Genomic DNA, 20007 nt, shown 5'->3' with positions numbered 1-20007 from the left:
ATCAACACCATGCAGACCTCTTCCACGAGCGCTCGCCGCCGCGTCTCGGCCCTGGCGGGCCTTAGCCTGATCGCGCTCACCGTCGCCACCGCCGGCGACACCGCTTGGGCCGAGGATCAGGCCTCGCCGGCCGACGTGGACCAGGTGGTCGTCACCGCCGCCCGCACCATCCTGCCGGCCAGCGCCCTGCCGCTGACCGTCGACGTCATCGACTCCCAGAGCCTGTCGCAGCAGGTGGCCATCAGCGGCTCGGTGATCGACGCGGTCTCCAGCCTGTCGCCGTCCTTCTCGCCCACCCGCCAGAAGCTGTCGGGGGCGGGCGAGAGCCTGCGCGGGCGCTCGCCGCTGTTCGCCATCAACGGCATCCCGCAATCGACCCCGATCCGCGACGGCTCGCGCGACGGCTACACGATCGACCCGTTCTTCATCGACCGGGTGGAGTTGATCTACGGCTCCAACGCCTTGCAGGGCATCGGCGCCACGGGTGGCGTGGTCAACCAGGTGACGGTCGGCCCGCCCAAGCAGGACGGGGTCAGCGGCCGCACCCTGGTCCAGGCCACCGTCGGCCACGACCTCGGCGACAGCGTCGGCGGCAAGCTGGCCGGGCTGGTCGGCTGGCGCGGCGGGGCGTTCGACGCCACGGTGGGCGCGGCCTACGAGGCGCGCGGGGCGTTCTATGACGGCGACGGCCACCGGGTCGGCATCGACACCACCCAGGGCGACGTCCAGGATTCCAAGGCCCTGTCGTTCTTCGGCCGCTTCGGCTGGCAGTTGGGCGAGACCACGCGGGTTGACCTGGTGGCCAACCGCTTCGAGCTGAAGGGCGACGGCGACTACGTCGTCGTCAACGGCGCCCGCGCCACCAGGCTGCCGGCCACCAGCGTGCGCGGCGCGCCGCAGGGCAAGCCGGCGGCCAACCGCGTCGAGACCCTGTCGGCCTCGCTGACCAACACCGACCTGGCCGGCGGCAACCTGATCGCCCAAGCCTTCTTCAACCGCACGCGCGACACCTTCGGCGGCGACATGAGCGCGACGTTCCAGGACGTGTCGATCGCGCCGAAGGGCACGCTGTTCGACCAGTCCTCCAACCGTTCGCGCAAGCTGGGCGCGCGGATCAGCTACGAACGCGCCGTCCCGGGGTTCGAGGACCTGACCGCCACACTGGGCCTCGACGGCATGACCGACCGCACCGCGCAACTGCTGGTCCAGACCAACCGCGTCTGGGTGCCGCCGACCACGTTCGAGAGCCTGGCGCCCTTCGCCCAGGGCAACCTGAAGCTCCTCGACGGCAAGGTGCGGCTGAACGGCGGCGTCCGTTTCGAGAACGTCACCCTGAAGGTGAACGACTTCACGACCCTGGCGTCCTCCAACTCGACCAAGGTCGCCGGCGGCTCGCCCGAGTTCAAGGCCACCCTGGTCAACGGCGGCGTCGTGGTCGAGCCGGTGGGCGGCGTGCGTCTCTACGCCAGCTACGCCGAGGGCTACACCGTGCCCGACGTCGGTCGGATCCTGCGCGCGATCAAAACGGTCGGCGTCGACATCGACAGCTATCTGGACATCAGCCCGATCGTCTCCAACAACCGCGAACTGGGCGCCGAGCTGAAGCGCGGGCCGTTCGAGGCCAGCGCCACCTATTTCTGGTCGGCGTCGAAGCTGGGCCAGTTCCTGGTCACCAACCCGGGCGGCACGTTCGACGTCCTGCGCCAGCGGGTCGAGATCGAGGGGTTGGAGCTCAACCTGAAAGCCCGCACGCCCGTCGAGGGCCTGGTGCTGTCGACCGGCTACGCCCGCCTGCGCGGCAAGACCGACACCAACGACGACGGCAAGGTCGACAAGAACCTGGACGGCGCCAACATCTCGCCCGACCGCCTGAACCTGGCGGCCGACTTCCAGCGCGGCAAGTTCGGCGCGCGCCTGCAGGCGCAGTCCTATCTGAAGCGCGACATGCAGGGCAGCACGGTGAAGGACGACTTCAGCGGCTACACGGTGGCGGACGCCTTCGTGCGCTACGAACTGCCAGTGGGGGCCTTGTCGCTGGGCGTGCAGAACCTGCTCGACAAGCAATATCTCAGCTACAATTCCGACACGACCCTACCGCTGGACAGCAAGGTCTTCGCCGGGCGCGGGCGGACGGCCACCCTGGGCTGGGACACCCGCTTCTGATGAAGACCCTGCGGCTCATCCACCGCTGGACGGGCGGGCTGATTGGCCTGCTGCTGGCCGTGCTGGGCCTGACCGGCACGCTGCTGCTGCACGAGGACGCCTATCTGCGCGCCACCGTGCCGCACGCGGCCGACGCCCAGGTCCAGGACACCGCGACCCTGGCGGCGGCCGCGGCGCGGATTTTCGCCGGGCCGGATCGGCCGCGTTCGATCGTCCTGGCCACCCAGCGCCTGGGCCTGCATAAGCTGGCCTACAAGGGCGAGCACGCCGCCTATGCTGACCAGAGCGGCGCGATCGTCCAGGCCTGGACCTCGAATTGGACACGGCCCGAGGTCTGGCTGTTCGACCTGCATCACCACCTGTTCAACGGCGACACCGGCGAGGTCTTCGGCGGCGTCGCCGGGCTGGCGGGGCTGGGCTTCGTGGGCACCGGCCTGTGGCTGTGGTGGCCGACGCGGCGGATGTTCCACGTCCGGCTCTGGCCGCGCATGGCCAAGCGGGCGGCGATCGTCCACCACCATCGCGACCTCGGCGCCCTGGTCGCGCCGCTGCTGATCCTGTCGCTGACCACCGGCGCGACCATGAACCTCAAATGGTTCTCCGACATCCTGCGCGCGCCGTTCACCCCGCCGGCGGTGATGAAGGCCGCGTCCGCGCCGCCGAAGGTCAAGGGCGGCAAGCTGGCCAGGGACCTGGACTGGGCCGCCGTGATCGGCGCGGCCCAGGCCCGCTATCCCGGCGCCGAGGTGCGGGTGATTTCCCTGCCGGCCAAGCCGGGCGGATTGATCGGCGTGCGCCTGCGCCAACAGGCCGAATGGCTGCCCAACGGCCGCACCCAGGCCTGGTTCGACCCCGCCGACGGCCGCCTGGTCGCCACGCGCGACGCCCAGACCCTGCCGCTGGGTTCGCGGATCGCCAATCTCGACTACCCGCTGCACGCGGCCAAGGTGGGCGGTCTGCCGTATCGGTTGGTGATGACGGTTTCGGGGGTGACGCTGACCCTGCTGGGGACGCTGACGGTGGTGACGTTCTGGGGCAATCCGACGGGGAGCCTGAGGCGGCGGAAGAAGGCGAAGACAGCGGCGGCGTAATGCCCCGTGAGGGGGACACACACCCATTTCCGCATCGACCTTGCAGCGGGCAGGCGCGTGGAGGGAAATGAGTGTGTGTCCCTCAACGCAACGGGTGTTTTCTCAAGCTCGGTCGCCAATGCGTCGGCGCGCGCCTTGGCCCGGGCGACCGCCGAGCGGCGTTTAGCGGACCTGCGCCGTTCCGCCACATGGGCCTTTAACGCTGTCGCGCCGTCTTCGCTCTAAACTGCGCGGACATTGGAAGAGAACCTGCATGTGCAATCTAGAAGCGCGAAGGCTGAACGTCTTGAGATCCTACAGCGCGCTCGTTACCGAGGCGGGTCTGGCCGGCAATTTTTTCGTGGCCGCCATGTCCCTGGTCTTGCTCGTAAGACCAGGCGCCGTGTGGACGCCATCGTTCGCGCAAGTGGCTGGAGGCGCGTGGCACGATGGAAAATGATCGGTCGGTGCGCAAGCTCACCGCGTTGGCGCAGTCCGCCTCTACCGCGCGGGTCCTCAACCTCTCGGCGGTCCACAGCAAGCACCGGCTGGATCCAGCCCTCATCGCGGCGCCTTTCTTCGCCCATCGGCTGCTGGATCGCAGCATCATCTTGAAGCACCGGCTGCGGCCGCATGAATACGGCTTGTTCGTCACCCCCAAGCCCACCGCCACCAAGATCCTGATCCCCATCGACAATGAGGACCTGAGGGCCGGCGCCCACTACGCCTTTGTCGGCCAGCGCGATTTCGAGGCGGTAATGCAGGCCGCGTTCGGCGACAACCTGAGGCCGGGAACCCGGGACCGCATCGTCCTCGACCTCATCGATTCCCTGCCGTCCCTCGACCCATTCCTGCTGCGCGAACAACTGCGACGTCACGAGGTCGAGCCGGCCCGGATCTATTTCGGGATCTCCGAGGCCGATATCCAGCGGATGTTCGACTTCGTGCGAGCGCAGATCATCAGCTTGGTCACGCTGTCGTCCAAGGAAGGCACGGCAAGTTCCTCCGAGGGCGCCGGCCGTCTGGTGGAGAAGCTCTTGTCCAACAGGCCCGAGGACGGCTTCGAACCTTTGAAGGCCACCCTTAAGCTCAGTGACAAGGAGTATCTCGACGGGGTCTTCGCCTGGCGCGGCTTTCTTTACTACAAATGGCAACTTGAGGAGCTAAGGGAGGCGATCACCGAGGTGGCGCTGGAGATCTCCAGCATCTCGCCACGCGGGCCCCGCGACACGGAGGCCACCCAGTATCTGCCCGAGGCGCGCCAGCGCATCCGCACCGCGGTCGGTCAGGCCATCTCGCGGGTCCAAACCCTGCTGGATGTCTATAACAAGGCCTATCTGGGTCTGACGGAGGGCGGCAAACCCCAGGGCTTTCGTGACTTCCTGCTCACCGCGCCTGGCATGTTCACCGAACTCGGCGAGTGCTTGGGCGGTGTTCAGCACATCATCAGCTTTTGGCGCTACCGCTTCCCGGCGGGCAAGGCGCGGCTGATCTCGCCCTCGGAGCTGATGGACGTGTTCCTCGACTTCGAGGACAGCCTGATCATCTCGCCCGAAGAGGCTTTCACTCGGATCGCCTGACATGGACACGACCATACCGCAGCGCCTCGTGGGCTTCGCTTTCGCGGATTCCGACTTCGTCTTTGAGGTGATCGCGGACGGCCTGACCGGCCTGGCCCGGCCTAAGCCCGCTGGTTCAGCGTGATCGCCGTGCCGCTGGCGCGATAGGCCGCGCCGTGGGCGCCGGGGCCGTAGCCGACGGCCTGCGGGCGTTGTTCGGCGACTTCCTGGGCGATGGCGCGGACCAGGCCCTCGGTGACGGTCTTGGCGGCGGTGACCGCGCGGCCCTGGCGGGCCAGGACGGCGTCGAAGGCCTCGGTGGCGCGAATCAGGCGCTGGCGGACGGCCAGGGCGGCGCCGGACACCAGGGCGACATTGGCGCGGACCCGCGTCGACTCGTGGCGATAGAGGTTGGCCAGCTTGGCGACCTCGTCGACATACTGCGCCGCCTCGTGCGGACGGCGGGCCTCGAAGGCGGAGGATTGCCGGGCGATCAGGTCGGTCAGTCGCTCGGTCAGGATGATCAGCTGCTCGACGCGGTCGTCGGCGTCTAGGGCGTTGAGGGCCATGGGCTACTCCTTCAAACCTTGCATCTTCAGCATCTCGCGCTGGACCGTGGCGGCCAGGCCGATGCCGCCGGACTTGGCGACCTGCTTGGCCATCTCTTCGTTCAGCAGCGACTTGAACATGTCCTCGCCCTCGCCGCCGCCGCCCAGCTCGGGGGTCTTCACCCCGGCCGACATCGACTGCAGCATCACCGACAGGAACGAGGCCTCGAACTTCTGGGCGGTTTCCTTGATCTTGCCGCGGCGCAGCAGCTCGGCGGTCGAGGTCGCCGTGTTGGGCGTGGCGGTGTCGACCAACGGGGTGGCCGCTATGGGAGCGAAGGAGCCCATCACATCACCTCGATTTCGGCTTGCAGGGCGCCCGAGGCCTTGATGGCCTGCAGGATCGAGATCATGTCGCGCGGCGTGACGCCCAGGGCGTTGAGGCCGCCGACCAGGCTCTTGAGCGAGGCGCCGCCGCCCAGGGTCAGCAGCTTGCGGCCCTTCTCCTCCTCGACGCTGACGGTCGACTGCGGGACGATGGCGGTGCGGCCCTGGCTGAACGGGGCGGGCTGGCTGACGGCCGGGCTCTCCTGGACCGAGATGGTCAGGTTGCCCTGGGCGATCGCCACCTGGCTGATGCGGACGTCATCGCCCATGACGATGACGCCGGCCACTTCGTCGATGATCACCTTGGCCGGCGAGTCGGGCTCGACCTCCAGGTTCTCGATGGCTGTGACGAAGCTGATCATGTCCATGCCGGCCGGCGGGCGGACCGCGACGATGGTCGGGTTCTGGGCCTGGGCGCAGTTGACGAATTTCTGGTTGATGGCGTCGGCGATGCGGCGCGAGGTGGTGAAGTCCGGATTGCGCAGGGTCATGCGCAGGACGTCCATGCTCACCATCTGGAAGCCGGTCTCCTTTTCGATGATGCCGCCGGCGGCGATCCGACCAGCGGTCGGAACACCCTTCGTGACCGAGCTGCCCGAGGCCCCGCCGGCCGAGACGGCGCCGGTCTGCACCGAGCCTTGCGCCACGGCGTAGGTCTGGCCGTCCGCGCCCTGCAGGGCGGTGACCAGCAGGGTGCCGCCCAGCAGGCTCTTGGCGTCGCCCAGGGTGGCGACCGTGACGTCCATGCGCGCCCCGGCCGCCGAGAACGGCGGCAGGTTGGCGGTGACCATGACGGCGGCGGTGTTCTTGGTGTTGAGGTTGCCGTCGCGGACGTTGACGCCCTGGCGTTCCAGCATCGCCTCCAGGCTCTGCTTGGTCATCGGCGCGTTGCGCAAGGAATCGCCTGAGCCGTTGAGGCCGACGACGATGCCGTAGCCGATCAACTGGTTGTCGCGCACGCCTTCGAAGGCGACGATGTCCTTGATCCGCGACTTGGCGTCGGCGGGGCTCGCCACCAGGGTCATGGCGGCGAGGGCAAGGCCCAGAACGGATGCGAAGAATGAACGAGACATGGCGATCCTGCGGCGGGGTCGTATCCCCGTCCTGCTCCATGCCAGAAGCGGGCCACGAAAAAGCTCAATAAAATCAGTCAAAAGGCGGTGATTTTCTGCCTGCGACAATCGTGTCCGGCAGTTTCTGCCCGGCATTAACCATACCGCAAGCGGCGACCCGCAAGATGTGGTTAACGAGGGGAATCAAGTCCCTGTTCTCGCGGGTTTGGAGCGGCGGTCGTCATGAAGGTTTCCAGCACGGGGGGCGCGGGCGCGGTTGGCGCATCGCGGGCTAAGCCGACTGGCGGCGGTTCGGGGTTCGCCCTTCCCACGGTCGGGGGCGCGAGCGCGGCTTCGGGCGTCGTCCAGGCCGGCGGCGTGGCCGGGGTCGGGTCGTTGGACGCCCTGCTGGCCCTGCAGGCCAACCTCGACCCGATGGAGCGCAAGCGCCGGGCGGTGAAGCGAGCCGGGGGGCTGCTGGACCTGCTGGACTCCCTGAAGATCGCCGTGCTTGACGGCGAGGTTTCCACCGGCACGCTCTCGAAGCTGAAGACCGCCGTGCGCGAGCATCGCGAGGCGACCGACGATCCGGCGCTCGAAGCCATCCTCAACGAAATCGAGACCCGCGCCGCCGTCGAGGCCGCGAAACTCGAAGCGGCCCGGCAGGGATGAGCGCGGCCATGGAACCCCACACCTCCCGTGCGGTTCTCAGGGATATCCCCAGGCAGGGTGCGTCCGTACACCACGCTGAATGCGCCGCTCACATGAGGTTCATTGAACGAAGCTATCGTTTTGGTATAAGCACCCCGCCTGACCTGGGCGGAGTTCATCGGGGCGTGAGGCGTTAATGCAAACGGCCACTGTTCTTAAGGCATCAGACTCGTATCGTCCGACGGACGACGAGCCTTTCATGAACGAACGGCAGCTTGAATATTTCAAGAAGAAGCTGCTGGTCTGGAAAGAGGAGATCCTCCGCGAATCTCGCGAGACGGTCACCCATCTCCAGAAAGAAACTGAAAACCATGCCGACCTCGCCGATCGCGCGTCGTCGGAAACTGATCGGGCGCTGGAACTTCGCACCCGGGACCGTCAGAGAAAGCTTATCTCCAAGATCGACCAGGCGTTGCGTCGGGTCGAGGACGGTTCCTACGGCTACTGCGAGGAAACCGGCGAACCCATCGGTTTGGCGAGACTGGACGCGCGGCCCACCGCGACGCTCAGCCTGGAAGCCCAGGAACGCCACGAACGTCGGGAGCGGGTTCACCGCGACGACTGAGGTCTTTTCGAGGGCCTCGACTGAATGTGTTTCAAGCGGCTTCGCCCTCCTGGGCGGGGCCGCTTTCGTTTTGGGCGGCCTCCCTCGCCCGGGTGTCAGGGAAGAGGTCGCGGCGCGTAGAGATCCTTTTGGCGGACATAGCCGCCGCGAGGGGTTCCGGGCGGGTCGTACCAGGCGAGATGGACAAAACCCTCGGGCGAGAACGCCGCGGAATAGGTCCTCTCTATCCAGACGCCCACGCCTGGAGGCGGAAGTCGGTTTTCACGCGGCGCGGGCGTTGGTTTTTCGCCAGCATGCGCGATCGTGAAAACCCGCGCGCCGCGCTTTCGCACCACGCCCACATCGAAGAAGGACTCGCTCACCCAGCTTGAGCGGTCGAGCGAGATGCGATCGCGGCAAGCTTTCGGGCGGTTTTCGTCCCTGGAGCCAGGTTCCAGCGTCAGCTGGTTGCGATAGCCGTTTGGCGTCTTCGAATAGATCTTGGTGGTGAAGTGACGGTCGGGATGGGCGGGATCCCACGAATCCACGACATAGGCCTCGCCAAGTTCGCTACGCTGGTCCAGTTGGGTGGGGGACAGCGCGTCCCGGAAGATGAACTTGCATTTTCCGTCGTTGTAGTAGCCCGAGAGGGTCTTTGCCTTCTCGTCGACCGCCAGCATTAGATAGTCGTCGAAATACCCGCCACTGATGGTGCTGACGATCTCGCGCGGCTTTCCCTCCTGAGCCAAGGCTTCGCCATCCAGCGTCGTTCCCATCAAGACGCTCGGTAGAATGAACGCCGATATGAACTTGGCGCGGCGCGAAACACTCATGCTTGAACTCCCCGGCGAATAGTCAGTCGATGGACCGCGCGTAGCTCGACGCGCCCTCCGGCTTCACCACAAGCTCGCCGCCGCCCGTTCCGGCCAGGCGCGGTCGTATTCCGCCCCGCCGACCGTATCCTGGCTCATCGTCGCCAGCATGGCGCCGGGCGAGGGCAGGGCGCGGGGGTCGACCTGGGCTTCGGCCTTCCACAGGCCCGAGCGGACAATGGCGCGGGCGCACTGGAAATAGGCCTCGACCACGGTGACCACCAGGCAGGTGCGCGGCGCCTTGCCGTCGACCGCGAAGCTGGCCAGCAGGTCGGGATCGGCGCTGATCGCCGCCCGGCCGTTGACCCGGAACGTCGTGCCCGAGCCGGGGATCAGGAACATCAGCGCCACGCGCGGGTCGCGGACCACGTTGCGCAGGCTGTCGATGCGGTTGTTGCCGCGCCGGTCGGGCAGGATCAGCGTCCTGTCGCCCTCGATGCGGACGAAGCCCGGCTGGTCGCCGCGCGGGCTGCAGTCCAGGCCTTCCGGTCCGACAGTGGCCAGGGCCAGGAACGGCGAGGCCTCGATCAGGGCGCGATAATGCGGGGTGATGTGGTCGGTCACCTTGACGGTCGAGGCCGCGACCGGCGCGGGGGCGTAGAGGGCCTCGAGCGCTTCGAGGCTGTCGATGACGGTCATGGGTGGGCCCCTTGAGAGAGGGGCAGCATAACGGGTCTCGCGGTCTTGCGAAGACCTAGCTCTTTGTTTTAACGCATTTTCTTCACGCGAACCGGTGTCCACTTCGCTTGAAAATGCTTCAGGCGGCGGCGCCCTGGGCCGCGGCGCAGGCCTCGGCCAGGCGGTGGGGCGAGATCGGCTTGTCGACGACGGCGCGGGTGCGGGCGCCCAGCTGATCGGCGTTGCCCGTCACATAGACCACCGGAATCGGTCCCAGTCGGGCCAGGATGGCGGTCACCGCCTCGACGCCGGTGCCGCCGATGATGCGGTAGTCGGCGGTGATCAAGTCCGGCGGCCTTCTCAGGGCGCAATCAAGCGCTTCCTGAGGGCTTTCCGCGATGTCGAAGCTATCGAAACCTTGCTCAGCGAGCAAAGCTTCGACTTCCATCGCGATGAGGATTTCATCCTCGATAATCAAAGCATGTCGTTGGGACATGTGCACTGAACGCCGCCGCTTCTGTAATTCGTCCCTGACGCTAGTAGAAGCCTATGATTCCTTTTCACGCTAACGCTTTTTATGGTCCAGCTTGTCTAAAATGTCGCAGCCGCGCTGTTGCGTCTTGTTCGCAAGCGGCGCCGTGGGGGGTGTTGATTGGTGACATCGTTGTCAAAACAGTCGAACACTTCGCTGCTCTGAGGATATTTCGCCCCTTTACCTTATTGTTCGGCGAACATCGTGCTCTGACTGGCGGTGCTTGCGTGAGTTTCGCGGAGTCTTGCGTCCCCTGGGGGAAATTGCGCTATGCAGGGCGCAAAAATAAGCAGGAGCGCCCACCCATGTCCCTGATCCTTACCGAAAAGCGCGGCCATGTCGCCATTCTCACCCTCAACCGTCCCGAGGCGATGAACGCTCTGGGCGCGCCGGGCGACGGCGACCAGGTGGCGGCGGCCTGCGAGGCGATCAACGACGACCAGGAGATCCGCTGCGTGATCCTGACCGGGGCTGGCCGGGCCTTCTCGGCCGGCGGCGACGTCAAGGCGATGAAGGCGCGCGAGGGGGCGTTCGGCGGCAACGGCGTGGCGGTGCGCGACGGCTATCGCAAGAACATCCACCGCATCGTGCGGGCCATCTACGGCCTGGAGGTCCCGTCGATCGCGGCGGTCAACGGCGCGGCCATCGGCCTGGGCTGCGACGTGGCCTGCATGACCGACATCCGCATCGCCGCCGACACCGCCAAGTTCGGGGTGACTTTCCTCAAGCTGGGCCTGATTCCTGGCGACGGCGGGGCCTGGTTGATGCCGCGCACCATCGGCATGAGCCGGGCGGCCGAGCTGCTGTTCACCGGCGACGTCATCGACGCGGCCAAGGCCGAGGCTTGGGGCTTGATCAGCAAGGCCGTGCCGGCCGAGACCCTGATGGACGAGGCCATGGCCCTCGCTACCCGCATCGCCCAGCAACCGCCGCACGCCCTGCGCATGGCCAAGAGCCTGCTCAAGCACGGCCAGACCGCCAGCTACGACACCCTGATGGAGATGAGCGCGGCGGCCCAGGCCATCGCCCACCACACCGAGGACCACATGGAAGGCGTCGACGCCATCCTCGAGAAGCGCCAACCCAACTTTCGTGGCTTGTAGGGGGCGGGGCGTCTGATGGGCAAGGAAGCCAAGAGCGTCTGGGGCCAGCTCTCCGACGGCGAGAGCGACGGCAAGCTGTTGTGGGAACCACCCAAGCTGATCTTCCGCGGGGCGGTGCGCGGCATCTTCCAGGGCCATGCCCTGCGCGACCTGCGGGTCGAGGGCCCCGACCTGGTGCTGACCGACGGCACGCGCTTCACCCTGGAGCCGGGGGAGGCTGAAAAGTGGCTGCACGCCATCCAGAACCCGCCCGGCCGCCTGGACAAGCTGGGCGTCAAGGCCGGCCAGACGGTGGTGGTCGAGGGGCTGGACGATCCGGAGTTCCTGGCCGAGCTATCCGAGCGGGCTCCGCCGATCGAGGCCTATGAGGACGTCGACCTGGTGTTCCTGGGCGTGGAAGACCTGGCTGATTTCGACCAGCTGGAAGACCTGGCCGGCGGCCTGGCTCCCAAGGGCGCGATCTGGATCGTCGCCCAGAAGGGCAAGGGCGCGCCGCTGAAGGACACCCAGATCCTGGCCGCCGCCCGCGAACAAGGCCTGGTCGACACCAAGGTCTGCGCCTTCTCCAAGACCCACACGGCGCTGCGCTTCGTGCGGCGCAAGGGCGGGGCGGCGGTCGCCAAGCCGGCGCCGGAGGATGACGACGCCGGTTTCGACGACGAGGACGCGTAGTCCACGTGGAACGCCGCATCCCGCGCCTCTCGGCCTGGCTTGGGGCGCTCCTGGCCCTGGTCGCCGCCCCCGGCCATGGCCCAGCCGGCCGCCGGCCTCGGCGCTCCGCGTGAGTCGTTCGAGATCGCCGTGCCGCTGGCCCCCGCGCCGACGGTGGTCGAGGGACGGCGGCGGCTGGTCCACGAAGTCCACCTGACCAATTTCACGTCCGATCCCCTCGTGGTCCGCCGGGTCCGGATCGCCGACGCGGACACCGGCGCGACGCTGGCCGTGTTCGCGGGCGAGGCGCTGGCGCAACGGCTGGCGGCGGTTCCGGCCGTGGCGGGCGACGCCACGACCGTCGCGTCGGGGCGTCGCGCGATCGTCTTCATCGAGCTGGACCTGGCGTCGGGCGACCCTCCTCGAGGGCTGGTCCACGAGATCACCTATGCGACGACCGATGGGGCGACCTTCGTGGTCGTCGGCCCGCGCGTTCCGATCGATCCCCGGCCGCCAGTCGTGCTGGGTCCGCCGCTGGCGGGCGGCCCCTGGGTCGCGGTGCATAACCCGTCCTGGGCGCGCGGCCATCGCCGCGTCGTCTACACGGTCGACGGCGGCGCGCGCATTCCAGGCCGGTTCGCGGTCGACTTCGTTCGCGTCGACCCCCGGGGACGGACCACGCGGGGCGACCCGGACCGCGCCGCCGACGCTCTGGGCCATGGCGACGCGGTCCTGGCGGTGGCCGACGCGGTGGTCGCCGCGACTCGTGACGACATGACGGAAAGTCCGGTCATCTCCCGCAACCCCAAGCATCGCTTCGGGGACGCGACCGGCAACTATGTGGCTCTGGCGCTTCCCGGCGGCCAGGTCGTCTTCTATGAACATCTGAAGCCCGGCAGCGTTAAGGTCCGGCCCGGCGACCACGTGCGTCGCGGCCAGGTGATCGGCGACCTGGGTTTCTCCGGCGACACGACCGGACCGCACCTGCACTTCCATGTCGCCAGCGCCAACGCGCCGTTGGGCGCCGAGGGGCTGCCCTTCGCCTTCGACCGGTTCACCCTGCTGGGCCGCTATGACGACCTGGGCGCCTTGGGCAAGCAGGCCTGGACTCCCGTCGCGCCAGGCCTTGATCCCGCGCGCGCCGACGAATGGCCGGGTTCGAACGTGGTCCTGCGCTTCGCCGACTAGAGTTCGGACTCCATTGGAGCCCACCTTCTGTTGTCATCCCGGCCGTAGCGGAGCGAAGAGCCGGGACCCAGGGCAACCGCGATGCGCCGGCCCCTGGGTCCCGGACAGCCTCTGCGAGGCTTCCGGGATCACAACTGTTACTGTGGGCTTTGACTCCACTCAGGAGTTCAAGCGTTCAATTGAGTGTCCCGATAGCTCCATGTATTTCGTAATCCGACTCTACTAACGCCGATCGTTACGCATAAACGTCGATTGATCATCGGCAAGCCGAGGCGTTCTCTGTCCGTCACGAACCGAGCCAATTCCGTGATTTGGACAAGAAAGGAAGCCCAGATGCGCATGCTTCTGAGAGTGTCGATCCCTGTGGAAACCGGAAACGCGGCGGCCAAGGCGGGAACCCTGGGAGCCACGATCGAGCGAATACTCGCCGACCTCAAGCCGGAAGCGGCCTATTTCTTCGGCGACGACGAGGGTCAAAGGGCGGGGGCCATCGTGTTCGACATGACCGATTCATCGCAGATTCCCGCGGTCGCGGAGCCGTGGTTCCTGGCGTTCAACGCCAAGCTCTCGTTCCGGCCGATCATGAATCCGCAGGACCTCGCCACGGCGGGCCCGTCGATCGCCGCGGCCGCTCGGCAATACGGCGGGTAGGGCAGGCCCGCACCCCAGCCCGCGCTCAGTGCCGTCGCAACCGTCGCCAGGCGCCGGGGGCGACGCCCAGGCTCTGGGAGAACACCCGCGTCAGGTGGCTCTGGTCGGCGAAGCCGCAGTCCAGGGCGACCTCGACCAGGCTGAGGGTGGTGGTTTCCAGCAACGATCGGGCCCGCTTGACCCGCTGGGCCAGCAGCCAGCGATGCGGCGGCAGACCGGTCGCGCGCTTGAACCCGCGGGCGAAATAGCTGGCCGACAGGCCGCAGCCGGCGGCCAGGTCTGTCAGGCTGAGGTTGCGCTGCAGGTCGTCGAGCAGCATGGCCTTGGCCCGCGCCACCTGCCAGGTCGCCAGGGCGCCGCGCTGCCGGTCGACGCCGGGCGTCAGGCCGGCATGAGCGCAGGCCAGGCGCAGGCGGATGGCGGCGAACACGTGCTCGGCATAGAGCGCGCTCAGCTCCCGGGGGTTGTCGAAGGCGGGGCCCAGGGAGCGCGCCAGGTGCAGCATGACCTCGTCATGGACCGGCGCGCCCCGGGCGAACGGCGCGTCGTCGTCGAGGCGCGGGGCGCGCAACTCGTCGGCCAGACTGTCGAAGGCGCTGAGCGGGATGAAGAAATTGATCGTCTCGAACGGCAATTGGAGATTGGACACCCAGCTGCGCCGCTGGTCGAACATCCTCAGGTCGCCGATCCCCACCGGCGTCGCGGCGATGTGGCGCTCGTCGCACCACAGTTCGCTGCCCTCGCGGGCGCGCAGGTTGACCACCGCCATCAGGGCGTCGTCCCGGAGATTGGGCGCGGTGATCCCCAGGTCGGGCCGGTCGCGCCGGAAGTGGGCGGCCGTCGAAGGGGCCTGGCCGGGTTGGGCGAAGCTGAGAAGCCGCGAGACGTCGAGGTTTTCGCGCCGGGTGAAGTAGGGGTCTTCGTCCTGGACCGTCGCCACGTTCCCTCCGCCCGGCCCGCCCAGAGGCCAGCGCGGTCAAGCTGTCGGACCCGCGTCGTCTTGGCAAGGGCGAGGGGCGCCGGTCAGGCGAAGCGCCGCGCGCTGTTCGCTTCAGGGCAATCTCCCGCCGTCAGTCGTCTCGCCGGATCTTCTTGCTCGACCGGTGGGCCTTCTGGAGGGCGATCAGGCGGCGGCGCTCGGCGTCCTTGGCCGCCCGGTCTTCCTTGCGGTCCACGGCCGCCACTTCGCGGCCCAGTTTCTGGAAATGCTCCCAGCGTCCGGCGTCGAGGTCGCCGCTCTCCAGCGCCCCGCGCACGGCGCAGCCGGGTTCGTTGGCGTGGCCGCAGTCGTTGAACCGGCAATCCCGCGCCAGGCGTTCGATGTCGTCGAACACCACGCCCAGGCCGTCGTCGGCGTCGATCAGGCCCAGCTCGCGCATGCCGGGGGTATCGAGGATCAGCCCGCCGCCGGGCAGCGGGACCAGCTCGCGGTGGCTGGTGGTGTGGCGCCCGCGGGCGTCGGCCTCGCGGATCTCCTGGGTCGCCATCCGCTCGGCGCCGGACAGGGCGTTGACCAGGGTGGACTTGCCGACGCCGGACGAGCCGATCAGCACGCAGGTCTCGCCGGGCGCGACCTGGGCCAGCAGGAGATCCATCCCCAGGCCCTGCCGGGCGGAGACCACCAGCACCGGGCAGCCGGCCGCCACGGCGGCGATCTCCGCGGCCTGAGCCCGCGGCTCGGCGCAGAGGTCGGCCTTGGTCAGCACCACCACCGGCCGCGCCCCGCTCTGCCAGGCGGCCGCTAGATAGCGCTCGATCCGGCGCGGATTGAGGTCGGCGTTCATCGAGGTGACGACGAAGGCGACGTCGATATTGGCGGCGACCACCTGCGGCGTCTGCAGGCTGTCGGCCGCTCGGCGCACGAAGGCGGTGCGGCGGGGCAGGACGGCGTGGATGGTCGCGGTGGCCTCGGCGCGGTTGACGGTGAGCGCCACCCAGTCGCCGACCGCCGGATGGCCCGCTTCCCGGGCCTGGTGCAGCAGGCGGCCGGAAGGCTTGGCGCGCAACTCACCGTCGTCGCTGGCCACCAGGTAGGCGCCGCGCTGCTGGACGACGATGCGTCCGGGGGTCCGGCCGGCCCGCGCGTGCGGCTCGAAGGCTTGGCCCAGCAGGTCGGACCAGCCGTATTGTTCGATCAAGGGGGAGGTCTTTCAGAGTGGATAGCCCGTTCTAGCACCGACCGGGCGGCAAGGCTTCAGGCTCGATCGCGGGTTCGGGAGACCTCAAGTCCTCCCCCTGTGGGGGAGGTGTCGGCGAAGCCGACGGTGGGGGGAGTGATCGGTTGACGGCCAAAACCAGGATCGAACGACCCTAAAGCTCCCCCACCGATCGCTGCGCGATCGCCTCCCCCACGGGGGAGGACTTCGTCTCAGCTCACGCCGCGACCTTCACCTTCTCCGCCGCCTTCGCCTTGGAGAACACCATCGTCCCGTCGTCCACCTTGCCCAGTCGCAGGGTGAACAGGTCCAGGGCGTAGTTCTGGTAGGCCTTCCACGGCTTGCGGGCGCCTTGCTTGGGGAACTTGCCGAGGCCGCGCTGGACGTAGCCGGAGCTGAAGTCCAGCCACGGCTCGACCGGCATGTCGGGGTCGGTGACGCGCGGGGTGCACTGGTCCGTGCCGGTGCGGTCCATGTGGTTGATCAGCCGGCAGACATATTCCGCCGTCAGGTCGGCCTTCAGGGTCCAGGAGGCGTTGGTGTAGCCGAAGGTCGAGGCGAAGTTGGGCACGTCGCTGAACATCATGCCCTTGTAGCTGAGGCTCTGCGACAGGTCGGCCGGCTTGCCGTCGACCACCACCTTCATGCCGCCGGCCAGCTGCATCACCAGGCCGGTGGCGGTGACCACGATGTCGGCGTCCAGCGTCCTGCCCGACTTCAGGGCGATGCCGGTCGGGGTGAAGCGGTCGATATGGTCGGTGACCACCGACGAGGTTCCGGCCTTGATCGACGCGAACAGGTCGGCGTCCGGCACCAGGCACAGCCGCTGGTCCCAGGGATTGTAGCTGGGCGTGAAGTGCGTGCCGACGTCGTAGTCAGGACCCAGTTGGTCGCGGACCAGGGCGATCAGCTTTTCCTTGGTCTTGGCCGGTTTCTTGCGGGCGATGTTGAAGAACATCATCTGCATCAGCACGTTCTTCCAGCGCGTTATGCCGTAGGCCAGCATGATCGGCAGCTTGGCCCGCAGCCAGTTGGCCAGGGCGTCCTCGGCCGGCCGCGAGACCACATAGGTCGGCGAGCGCTGCAGCATGGTGACGTGGGCTGCGGTCTTGGCCATCTCGGGCGCCAGGGTGACGGCCGTGGCCCCGCTGCCGATCACCACCACCGTCTTGCCGGCGTAGTCGAGGTCCTCGGGCCAGTGCTGCGGATGGACCACACGGCCGCCGAACGTCTCGACGCCGGCGAAGTCGGGGGTATAGCCGGCGGCGTAGTCGTAATAGCCGCTGCACATCAGCAGGAAGTCGCAGGTCAGGGCCACGACCTTGCCGTCGTGCTCGGCCTCGACCGTCCAGGTCGCGGTCTCCGACGACCAGGAAGCTTGCTTGACCCTGTGGCCGAAACGGATCTTGCGGTCGACGCCGTGGTCCTTGGCCGTTTCGCGGACGTAGTGGAGGATCGACGGGCCGTCGGCGATGGCCTTGGCCTCGCGCCAGGGCCGGAACGAATAGCCCAGGGTGTACATGTCGCTGTCGGAACGGATGCCGGGATAGCGGAACAGGTCCCAGGTGCCGCCGATCGCGTCGCGGCCTTCGAGGATCGCGTAGGTCTTGTCCGGGCAATGGGTCTGCAGGTGGTAGCCGGCCCCGACGCCGGACAGGCCCGCCCCCACGATCAGGACGTCGAAATGCTCCACCGCCATGCGCTCGCTCCGCTCCCCGATGCCTGGTCCGGCGCGTCCGGACGTCTTTATCTGATCATCGTTCATGTATCAGGCGACCATTTCGCCGTTCGGTCAACCGCGACGGCGTACCGACCCTTCGATTTTCCCGTGGGGTTTTGATTGGCGCCTTGGCCCGCGCCGCGTATGCGGTCTTTCCATGTCCTTTCGCGACTTCGGATTGCTGACCCTGATCTGTCTGGTCTGGGCCAGCAACAACATCATCTCCAAGATCGTGGTCGCCCACTGGGGCGTGCCGCCGCTGTTCTACGCGGCGGTGCGCTTCGCCATCGTCGCCGCCGTGACCCTGCCCTGGCTGCTGCCGGCCCCGCGCCCGGCCTGGCGGATCGTCGTGGTCGGCCTGCTGATGGGCGTGGGCAACTTCGCCCTGCTGTTCATGGGCTTCAAGACCGCCTCGCCGTCGGCTTCGGCGGTGGTCATCCAGCTGGGCGTGCCGTTCACCACCCTGCTGTCGATGCTGATGCTGGGCGAGAAGGTCCGCTGGAAGCGCGGTCTGGGCATCGCCCTGACCCTGGCCGGGGCGGTGGTGGTGATGTGGAACCCGCACGGCCTGCAGCTGTCGCCCGGCCTGTGGTTCATCGTCGGCTCGGCCTTCACCGGCTCGCTGGGCGCGGTGATGATGAAGCAGATCGAAGGCGTGAAACCCCTGCAGTTCCAGGCCTGGGTCGGATTCACCGCCGTCGCGCCGCTGGCGGCCTTGAGCTGGACCTTCGAGCCGGGCGGCGTCGCGGCCGCCGCCCAGGCCGGTTGGCCGTTCGTGGCGGCGGTGACGTTCTCGGCCCTGATCGTCTCGGTCCTGGCCCACACGGCCTATTACGGCCTGATCCAGCGCCACGAGGCCAACCTGATCGCGCCGCTGACCCTGATGACCCCGCTGATGACCATTGGCCTGGGCGTGCTGATCACGCACGATCACTTCGACATCCGCATGGGAATCGGCACGATCCTGGCGCTGGTGGGGGTTCTGATCATCGCCCTGCGCAAGAACCAGGTCATGCCGCTGCTGATGCTGACGAGGAACCGTTCTCAATGACGCTCATCGACGCTCCGTCGCCGAACTTCGACGCCCGCAAGAGCGTCCCCGACTGCGTGGTCCTGCACTATACCGGCATGGAGAGCGGCGAATCGGCGCTGGCGCGGATGCGCGACCCGGAAGCCAAGGTCTCGGCCCACTACATGGTCGACGAGGACGGCGCGGTCTATCGCCTGGTGCCCGAGGAGCGCCGCGCCTGGCACGCCGGGGCCGCCTTCTGGAAAGGCGTCAAGGACATCAACTCGGCCTCGATCGGCATCGAGATCGTCAATCCCGGCCACGAGTTCGGCTACCGCCCGTTCCCCGACGCCCAGATCGCCAGCGTGATCAACCTGCTGGCCGACGTCCGTTCGCGCTGGACCATCGACGACGACCGTATCCTGGGTCATTCCGACATCGCCCCCGGTCGCAAGATCGACCCGGGCGAACTGTTCCCGTGGAAGCGCCTGGCGCAGGCCGGCCACGGCCTGTGGGTCGAGCCGCCGCCCTCGCCCGGCGCGCCGCTGGGCGAAGGGGAGGAGGGCACGGGGGTGTTCGCCCTGCAGGCCGGCCTGACCCGCCTGGGCTACAACTGTCCGCCGTCGGGCAAGTACGACGAATGGACCTCGACCGTGGTCGCCGCCTTCCAGCGCCACTGGCTGCAGGTCCGCTTCGACGGCGTCGCCGACGGCGAGACCCGGGCCCGGCTGGTGGCGCTGCTGCGGGCTGCCGCCTGATGCATCCGGCCAAGCCGTTCCATGTCGACGACCGCGAGACCTTGCTGACCTTCCTGCGCGAGCATCCGTTCGTGACGGTCGCCGCCGCCGTGCGCGGCCGGCCGTTCGTGGCCCAGGCGCCGGTGGTGGTCCGCGAGTTGGGCGACGGCGAGGTGGCGCTCGACTTCCACCTGTCGCGCGGCAACGTGCTGTCGCCGCACATCGTCCAGGGCTTTCGGGCGGTGGTGCTGGCGACCGGCCCGGACGCCTATGTTAGCCCCGACTGGTACGAGGCCGCCGACCAGGTGCCGACCTGGAACTACCTGTCGGTCGAGGCCGAGGGCTCGGTCGCGCCGCTGAACGACGACGAACTGGTGGCCGTGCTCGACGACCTTTCGGCCCAGGAGGAGGCGCGGCTTCTGCCCAAGCCGCCCTGGACCCGCGCCAAGATGAGCCCCGGCCGCTTCGAGACCATGACCCGCGCCATCATCGGCGCCCGCCTGGTCGTCGACCGGCTGGAGGGGACGTTCAAGCTGTCGCAGAACAAGGGCGAGGCGGATCGCGCCGGGGTGGTCAAGGCGCTGGGGGATCATCCGATCGCGGGGCTGATGCGGGGTAGTTTCCCTCTCTCAWAGAGAGAGGGAGGGGCCCGCCGCGAAGCGGTGGGAGGGTGAGAGGTTACAACCTCTCAGACAAGGCGCTGCGGTCGTCATGGCCCTTTCGGTTCCAAGTCTCG

21 protein-coding genes and 1 pseudogene are annotated in these 20007 nt (G+C 67.9%); 13 read left to right on the top strand and 9 right to left on the bottom strand.

Annotated features, from left to right (window positions below; all coding sequences use genetic code 11):
• Window positions 1–9: 9 nt before the first annotated feature.
• The 3 genes from ASD79_RS06705 (at window position 10) to ASD79_RS06695 (ending at window position 4813) form a co-directional block, all read left to right on the top strand.
• Window positions 10–2163 (top strand): TonB-dependent receptor, encoded by a 2154-nt coding sequence (locus tag ASD79_RS06705; RefSeq protein WP_082584830.1) that lies wholly within the window; start codon window positions 10–12, stop codon window positions 2161–2163.
• Complete coding sequence (locus ASD79_RS06700; RefSeq protein WP_056720272.1) at window positions 2163–3254, top strand: PepSY domain-containing protein; 1092 nt, start codon at window positions 2163–2165, stop codon at window positions 3252–3254. The genes ASD79_RS06705 and ASD79_RS06700 overlap by 1 nt, the downstream gene beginning before the upstream one ends.
• 446 nt (window positions 3255–3700) lie before the next feature.
• The gene (locus ASD79_RS06695) at window positions 3701–4813 is read left to right on the top strand and encodes a hypothetical protein (RefSeq protein ID WP_235524347.1); all 1113 of its coding nucleotides are present in this window, start codon (window positions 3701–3703) and stop codon (window positions 4811–4813) included.
• Between the two features lie 101 nt (window positions 4814–4914).
• Here the strand turns inward: ASD79_RS06695 and ASD79_RS06690 are convergent, their stop codons facing one another.
• From ASD79_RS06690 to ASD79_RS06680, 3 genes are read right to left on the bottom strand one after another with little or no spacing between them, the layout of a single operon-like run.
• Window positions 4915–5361 carry a hypothetical protein gene (locus tag ASD79_RS06690; protein WP_056720270.1) on the bottom strand — a complete coding sequence of 149 codons (447 nt, stop codon included), beginning with the start codon at window positions 5359–5361 and terminating at the stop codon, window positions 4915–4917.
• A 3-nt stretch (window positions 5362–5364) separates the two neighbouring features.
• Window positions 5365–5688 carry a rod-binding protein gene (locus tag ASD79_RS06685; RefSeq protein WP_056720269.1) on the bottom strand — a complete coding sequence of 108 codons (324 nt, stop codon included), beginning with the start codon at window positions 5686–5688 and terminating at the stop codon, window positions 5365–5367.
• Window positions 5688–6800, bottom strand: a complete 1113-nt coding sequence (locus tag ASD79_RS06680) for a flagellar basal body P-ring protein FlgI (protein ID WP_056720268.1) — start codon at window positions 6798–6800, stop codon at window positions 5688–5690. The genes ASD79_RS06685 and ASD79_RS06680 overlap by 1 nt, the downstream gene beginning before the upstream one ends.
• A gap of 222 nt (window positions 6801–7022) precedes the next feature.
• Between ASD79_RS06680 and ASD79_RS06675 the strand changes: the two genes are divergently transcribed.
• Window positions 7023–7451, top strand: coding sequence for a flagellar assembly protein FliX (locus tag ASD79_RS06675; RefSeq protein ID WP_056720267.1), 429 nt, complete (start codon window positions 7023–7025; stop codon window positions 7449–7451).
• Between the two features lie 175 nt (window positions 7452–7626).
• On the top strand, window positions 7627–8055 hold the full coding sequence (gene dksA / locus ASD79_RS06670) for an RNA polymerase-binding protein DksA (RefSeq protein WP_007676630.1): 429 nt from the start codon (window positions 7627–7629) through the stop codon (window positions 8053–8055).
• A 95-nt stretch (window positions 8056–8150) separates the two neighbouring features.
• On the opposite strand, the gene ASD79_RS06665 is transcribed toward dksA, so the two are convergent.
• From ASD79_RS06665 to ASD79_RS06655, 3 genes are all read right to left on the bottom strand, one after another.
• Window positions 8151–8867 carry a hypothetical protein gene (locus tag ASD79_RS06665; RefSeq protein WP_156400401.1) on the bottom strand — a complete coding sequence of 239 codons (717 nt, stop codon included), beginning with the start codon at window positions 8865–8867 and terminating at the stop codon, window positions 8151–8153.
• Window positions 8868–8930: 63 nt separating this feature from the next.
• Window positions 8931–9545, bottom strand: coding sequence for a pyridoxamine 5'-phosphate oxidase family protein (locus tag ASD79_RS06660; protein ID WP_056720265.1), 615 nt, complete (start codon window positions 9543–9545; stop codon window positions 8931–8933).
• Window positions 9546–9663: 118 nt separating this feature from the next.
• Window positions 9664–10020 (bottom strand): response regulator, encoded by a 357-nt coding sequence (locus ASD79_RS06655; protein WP_056720264.1) that lies wholly within the window; start codon window positions 10018–10020, stop codon window positions 9664–9666.
• A 341-nt stretch (window positions 10021–10361) separates the two neighbouring features.
• On the opposite strand from ASD79_RS06655, the gene ASD79_RS06650 reads away from it, so the two are divergent.
• The 5 genes and pseudogenes from ASD79_RS06650 (at window position 10362) to ASD79_RS06635 (ending at window position 13649) form a co-directional block, all read left to right on the top strand.
• On the top strand, window positions 10362–11159 hold the full coding sequence (locus ASD79_RS06650) for a crotonase/enoyl-CoA hydratase family protein (protein ID WP_056720263.1): 798 nt from the start codon (window positions 10362–10364) through the stop codon (window positions 11157–11159).
• Window positions 11160–11174: 15 nt separating this feature from the next.
• Complete coding sequence (locus ASD79_RS06645; protein ID WP_056720262.1) at window positions 11175–11831, top strand: DUF3052 family protein; 657 nt, start codon at window positions 11175–11177, stop codon at window positions 11829–11831.
• Between the two features lie 75 nt (window positions 11832–11906).
• The gene (locus ASD79_RS06640) at window positions 11907–12998 is read left to right on the top strand and encodes a M23 family metallopeptidase (protein WP_156400400.1); all 1092 of its coding nucleotides are present in this window, start codon (window positions 11907–11909) and stop codon (window positions 12996–12998) included.
• A gap of 31 nt (window positions 12999–13029) precedes the next feature.
• Window positions 13030–13151, top strand: a pseudogene (locus ASD79_RS24940) (hypothetical protein); the annotation flags it as partial.
• Between the two features lie 99 nt (window positions 13152–13250).
• Window positions 13251–13649, top strand: a complete 399-nt coding sequence (locus ASD79_RS06635) for a hypothetical protein (protein ID WP_235524346.1) — start codon at window positions 13251–13253, stop codon at window positions 13647–13649.
• Window positions 13650–13674: 25 nt separating this feature from the next.
• On the opposite strand, the gene ASD79_RS06630 is transcribed toward ASD79_RS06635, so the two are convergent.
• From ASD79_RS06630 to ASD79_RS06620, 3 genes are all read right to left on the bottom strand, one after another.
• Window positions 13675–14589, bottom strand: a complete 915-nt coding sequence (locus ASD79_RS06630; RefSeq protein WP_056720259.1) for a helix-turn-helix domain-containing protein — start codon at window positions 14587–14589, stop codon at window positions 13675–13677.
• Between the two features lie 130 nt (window positions 14590–14719).
• On the bottom strand, window positions 14720–15787 hold the full coding sequence (gene rsgA, locus ASD79_RS06625; protein ID WP_056720258.1) for a ribosome small subunit-dependent GTPase A: 1068 nt from the start codon (window positions 15785–15787) through the stop codon (window positions 14720–14722).
• Window positions 15788–16022: 235 nt separating this feature from the next.
• Window positions 16023–17504, bottom strand: a complete 1482-nt coding sequence (locus tag ASD79_RS06620) for an NAD(P)/FAD-dependent oxidoreductase (RefSeq protein WP_056720257.1) — start codon at window positions 17502–17504, stop codon at window positions 16023–16025.
• Window positions 17505–17682: 178 nt separating this feature from the next.
• Between ASD79_RS06620 and ASD79_RS06615 the strand changes: the two genes are divergently transcribed.
• From ASD79_RS06615 to ASD79_RS06605, 3 genes are read left to right on the top strand one after another with little or no spacing between them, the layout of a single operon-like run.
• Window positions 17683–18576: a DMT family transporter gene (locus ASD79_RS06615; protein WP_056720256.1), complete on the top strand. Its 894-nt coding sequence runs from the start codon at window positions 17683–17685 to the stop codon at window positions 18574–18576.
• Window positions 18573–19292 (top strand): N-acetylmuramoyl-L-alanine amidase, encoded by a 720-nt coding sequence (locus ASD79_RS06610; protein WP_056720255.1) that lies wholly within the window; start codon window positions 18573–18575, stop codon window positions 19290–19292. Before ASD79_RS06615 ends, ASD79_RS06610 begins: the two co-directional genes overlap by 4 nt.
• Window positions 19292–19945, top strand: coding sequence for an FMN-binding negative transcriptional regulator (locus ASD79_RS06605; protein ID WP_056720254.1), 654 nt, complete (start codon window positions 19292–19294; stop codon window positions 19943–19945). The genes ASD79_RS06610 and ASD79_RS06605 overlap by 1 nt, the downstream gene beginning before the upstream one ends.
• Window positions 19946–20007: the final 62 nt, after the last annotated feature.

This window comes from Caulobacter sp. Root655 (assembly GCF_001427665.1).
Classification (GTDB): domain Bacteria; phylum Pseudomonadota; class Alphaproteobacteria; order Caulobacterales; family Caulobacteraceae; genus Caulobacter.
The sequence above is the reverse complement of the archived record's forward strand: the minus strand, read 5'-3'. Positions and strand labels throughout refer to the sequence as shown.